Origin of the sequence: Macrococcoides caseolyticum, assembly GCF_002902665.1 — a bacterium.
In the GTDB taxonomy this organism is placed as follows: domain Bacteria; phylum Bacillota; class Bacilli; order Staphylococcales; family Staphylococcaceae; genus Macrococcoides; species Macrococcoides caseolyticum.
The window spans coordinates 1-4,493 of the sequence record NZ_PPRM01000111.1 but is presented as its reverse complement, the minus strand read 5'-3'; the positions used below and the strand labels follow the sequence as shown (position 1 = coordinate 4,493).

6 protein-coding genes are annotated in these 4,493 nt (G+C 31.8%); 4 read left to right on the top strand and 2 right to left on the bottom strand.

From position 1 onward, the window contains the following. Positions 1-117: 117 nt before the first annotated feature. The 3 genes from merA to CD152_RS11275 all read left to right on the top strand — a co-directional run bounded on the left by merA (position 118) and on the right by CD152_RS11275 (position 2,861). Complete coding sequence (merA, locus tag CD152_RS11285) at positions 118-1,440, top strand: hypothiocyanous acid reductase MerA (protein WP_101040125.1); 1,323 nt, start codon at positions 118-120, stop codon at positions 1,438-1,440. Between the two features lie 143 nt (positions 1,441-1,583). Continuing rightward, on the top strand, positions 1,584-2,042 hold the full coding sequence (locus CD152_RS11280; RefSeq protein WP_101141580.1) for an RrF2 family transcriptional regulator: 459 nt from the start codon (positions 1,584-1,586) through the stop codon (positions 2,040-2,042). 384 nt (positions 2,043-2,426) lie between these two features. After that, complete coding sequence (locus CD152_RS11275) at positions 2,427-2,861, top strand: Hsp20/alpha crystallin family protein (protein WP_101044777.1); 435 nt, start codon at positions 2,427-2,429, stop codon at positions 2,859-2,861. Between the two features lie 173 nt (positions 2,862-3,034). Here CD152_RS11275 and CD152_RS11270 read toward each other — a convergent pair whose 3' ends face one another. After that, the gene (locus tag CD152_RS11270; protein ID WP_101143474.1) at positions 3,035-3,271 is read right to left on the bottom strand and encodes a hypothetical protein; all 237 of its coding nucleotides are present in this window, start codon (positions 3,269-3,271) and stop codon (positions 3,035-3,037) included. Between the two features lie 258 nt (positions 3,272-3,529). Here CD152_RS11270 and CD152_RS11265 point away from each other — a divergent pair, with 258 nt between their 5' ends. Continuing rightward, a complete protein-coding gene (locus CD152_RS11265) occupies positions 3,530-3,757 on the top strand; it encodes a helix-turn-helix domain-containing protein (RefSeq protein WP_099483751.1) in 228 nt (75 codons plus the stop codon). 118 nt (positions 3,758-3,875) lie between these two features. Here the strand turns inward: CD152_RS11265 and CD152_RS11260 are convergent. After that, on the bottom strand, positions 3,876-4,493 hold a 618-nt coding region (locus CD152_RS11260), incomplete at its 5' end, for an HNH endonuclease (protein WP_103214800.1).

The following is a 4,493-nucleotide window of genomic DNA, read 5'->3' as shown; positions in this document are numbered from 1 at the left end:
GAATTTAAAGAACTCATATGTTAAAATGTAACTATTAAAGTTACATTTAAACAATGGATTATCATCAAAATGTTTATTATTGATTTACATGAACTTACTTATTGACGGAGGGATAAAATGAAAAATTATGATTTATTAATTTTAGGTTTTGGTAAAGGCGGTAAAACACTCGCAAAAGCAGCTTCATCTCTAGGAAAAAAAGTGGCAGTTGTTGAGCAGTCAAAAAAAATGTATGGTGGCACATGTATTAATATTGGATGTATACCATCTAAAACATTGGTACACGAAGGTTTACATCATAAATCATTCAATCAGGCATTTGAGCGCAAGGACGAAGTTGTATCTGCTCTTAATGAAAAAAATTATCATAATTTAGCAGATGATGAAAATATAACAATATTAGATTATACGGCTAAATTTAAATCCAATACTGAAGTATATTTATTAGATAATCAAGATAACGTTGTAGATACATTAACAGCAGACAAGATTGTCATAAATACTGGTGCAACCCCTGTTATTCCTGATATTCAGGGGATTAAAGAATCGAAATACTTATATGATTCCACAGGAATTATGAATCTAAGCAAACAACCGAAACGACTCATCATTATCGGTGGCGGCTATATTTCATTGGAATTTGCTTCTATGTTTTCTAATTTCGGCACAGAAGTTACCGTGTTAGAAGCTAGTGACAAACTAATGGTAAAAGAAGATGAGGAAATCGTCTCACATGTAATTAAAGATTTAGAGGATAAGGGTATAAAATTCGAGCTTAGTGTTCAAACCACAAAATTTGAAGATAAAGATAATTATACAGTCGTCAAAACAAACAAAGGAGACTTTGAAGCTGATGCGGTACTGCTTGCAGTTGGCAGAACACCAAACACAGATTTAAATTTAGAAAATACAGATATTACATTAGGAGAACGCGGAGAAATAAAAGTTAACAGTCAGTTACAAACATCTGTTGAAGATATCTATGCTATTGGAGATGTTAAAGGTGGAATGCAATTCACTTATATTTCACTAGATGATTTTAGAATTGTTAAAGATAAATTATACGGTACAGGTACCCGTACTACTGAAAATAGAGGTGCTGTACCTTATACTGTATTTATAGATCCACCTCTATCTCGTGTGGGATTAACTGCTAAAGAAGCAAAGGATAGAGGCTATAATATTAAAGTAGGCAGACTTCCAGTAAATAGTATACCGCGCCATAAAGTTAACGATGATGCTAGAGGTTTGTTCAAAGTTGTGATAGATGAAACAACTAATAAAATACTTGGCGCTACATTATACGGTTCTCAATCCGAGGAGATCATTAATATAATAAAGTTAGCAATTGATCAAAACATTGATTATTCAATTTTACGAGATAATATATATACTCACCCAACCATGATTGAGTCGTTTAATGATCTATTCAATGTCTAATTTATAATTGATTATCAAATCAATAGCATCAAAAATTTCCATTTCCTGAACAAGTGTTATGATGAATCCTCTACGCTTAATCACAGGATTTTCCCGTGGAAATATATTATTTAAATGTATATAGCGTTAAATGAAAAAAAGAGGTGGCTTTTATCAATCAACAGTTTAATATAGCTATTCATGTATTAGTATTTCTAGGTAAACATAGTAATGAACAGTTCTCGAGCCTGGAGCTATGTGAATCAGTCTGCGTACACCCTGTTCAGTTACGCAAGGTGATGCGTTTATTAAGTTCTAACAAATTAGTAGAAACAAGATACGGTAAAAAAGGTGGGTATAGAGCTATAGATGATTGTTTAAATATATCCTTAGCTAAATTATTCATGATATTTAGAGATGTAGATAATGACGCTCGTATTTTTACTGGAAAAGAAGATAGTGACTGTAAGATATCAAGAAGTATGAGAAAAACAATGTATAATTTTTCTGTAAAAGAATACGATCTATTAAAAGAATATTACAAAAATATTTGTATAGGAGATGTATTAGCAAATATCAATGAGGATAATACTAATGAAAAAAAGAATTTAATCCATAGTTAATTGACTAAATTCTATAGAGTTAACCCCAATGGTCTCGTAGTTTGTCATATAATATAATTTTAGTGCGATATAAACACACTAAAATTATGAATAAAAATTACACAAAAACTCTTGACCTTTTTTGACTAATTTGATATAAATATAAGTGTAAGATATATAGTTTGTTTAGGAGGTGATGATATGACATTAAATCTTAATCAAATTAATCATCAAGGCGGTGCACAAACGCACAAACGGTGTTAGTTTTAAACATGCATTGAATGATTCTATGGATTTTGTTGAGTTTGAAACACATAATAGCTGGAATGAGTACCTCAAATCTTTGGAACTGATTAAATCAATTAATTTAAAAGCAAAATAAAAAATTACAAGGAGTGGTTTTCTATGGCTTATGAATTAGATCGTTTTAATAACAGTTTATTAGATATGACACCAAGCTCATTATTCAGAGATTTTAGCAAGCAATTCTTTAATACTCTACCAGATATGCAAAGTATGAAGACTGACATCGAAGAAAAAGATGATCGATATGAAATGACAGTCGAATTACCTGGTTACACAAAGGACTCACTTGATATTTCGTATAATAATGGTTATCTAACAATCAAAGCAGAAAATAACATCATAAATGAATCAACAGATGACGAAGGTAAGATGATCCAACAAGAAAGATCGTACAGCAACATGCAACGTGCGTATGCACTAAGTAATGTCGATAGCGACAATATCCAAGCTTCCTTTAAAGACGGTGTTTTAAAAATAACATTACCTAAAATAGAAAAGACTATTAAAAAGTCCATTGAAATTAAAGAAGGATAGTTTTTAAAGGAAGTTTGGTTGAAATAACATGTAAACATCACCGAGAACATAATTCTCGGTGATGTTTTTTTGTATACAATTTCTAGATAACTATATTCCTCTTGTGGCTATAGCTAAGGATAGATAATAACTGCTGCTTAGCGAATTCACTTAGTCTCCTACCCTACTTAAAACTAAACCGCACCATCCAGGAAAGCAGTGATAAACAGCTCCCCTTTACGCGTTACAGCGATCCGCATAGACGGAGATAGTTCTGTACCGATGAAATAATCGATGCGGAGTTCAATCATACACAGTTCAACAAGCAAGTTGATGAGTTCAATATCCATCGGTGCATTGAAGTAATTACGATGTACATTGGATTTCATTTCAATCAATAGCATATGTATGTGATGCAGCGTATCGTCCATGGATGACCTCCTGATCTATGGTGTAATTTTATAATATTTCGAATGTAGAAATATGAGTCAGAAGTTGCGAATTTGGAAAGTTTTCACATAGCGACCTGCATGCACGGTACAATAAATAATTAAGATTAAAAATACGAAAACAATAAACCCTATATTATATAACAAATGAAGTGTATTGCGTCATTTATTGCCAACATCGCAACTATCCCCAAACACATAATAAATATTGATACTTTCACGTAAAGTGAAGGTGATCAGATGGACAATATTACAGTTGCTGAGGCACTGAGATGGCATAGAGAGAATCTGGATTATAGCGCGAAGGAAGTTGCCGCGCATATCAATGTGACCCCGTCAATCTATTCGAAGATTGAAAGCGGCAATCGCATCGTGACAGTCCCAGAGTTTAAGCGTATAGCAGAATTATTCGGTATGACGATGGATGAACTATGTGTGATACCAAGCAGAAAGAAGAGACAGTCCTAGGACTGTCTCTTCACTGTTTTTTCGATGATTAGAATGATGAAATCGATAAGGTGGAAGAAAATTGTGGTAAGTGGTTGCATGCCACACCTCCTCTTATAATCAAGTAATTTTCATATACCTATTTAGTGTTGTAAAACAGTTCTAAATCTTTGTATTTGATATCTACATTAAATGATTCTATTTTCTCATGTCTTTCTTTATAAAATTTTTGGACCATTTCACTTTTGTCTGATTTAACACCATAGTGAATTCTGCGATGACAATTAGGGCACAAGCATATTATATTATCAGCAAAGTCAATATTGTACTCGAACAATCCTTGAGTCGCCATTGGGATTAAGTGATGTGCTTCAATATAAGGATTATTATCAAAATTGTTTACAAATGTCACATGCTTATTATCATATTCACATATATAATCAGCAGAAATTTTCGCTTTTCTAACTTCTAACAAATTTCTTCGATATCTCTTTATATTATTAACAGTAACTGGTTCAGGTCTTTTTTCAGGTCTTTTAACATCATTTTCAATAAACAGTTTTGAATTATTAACAGTGTTTTGCTTGGAATCAATTAACTGTTCACTTAAGTTATCAATCTCTGTTTCTTGATCTATTAATATCTGAGATACAAAAGATAGATAATAATTTATTGAGGATTTAGGAAAATAAGATTCTGATTTATTATATGCTTTATAAGTTTCTAAATATGATAAATTTTCTACTAACTTAAAAGT

What these genes read in the sequence shown, in the direction of transcription:
- merA (WP_101040125.1), top strand. Translation starts at nt 118, where the DNA reads ATGAAAAATTATGATTTATTAATTTTAGGTTTTGGTAAAGGCGGTAAA.
- CD152_RS11275 (WP_101044777.1), top strand. Translation starts at nt 2,427, where the DNA reads ATGGCTTATGAATTAGATCGTTTTAATAACAGTTTATTAGATATGACA.
- CD152_RS11270 (WP_101143474.1), bottom strand. Translation starts at nt 3,271, where the DNA reads ATGGACGATACGCTGCATCACATACATATGCTATTGATTGAAATGAAA.
- CD152_RS11265 (WP_099483751.1), top strand. Translation starts at nt 3,530, where the DNA reads ATGGACAATATTACAGTTGCTGAGGCACTGAGATGGCATAGAGAGAAT.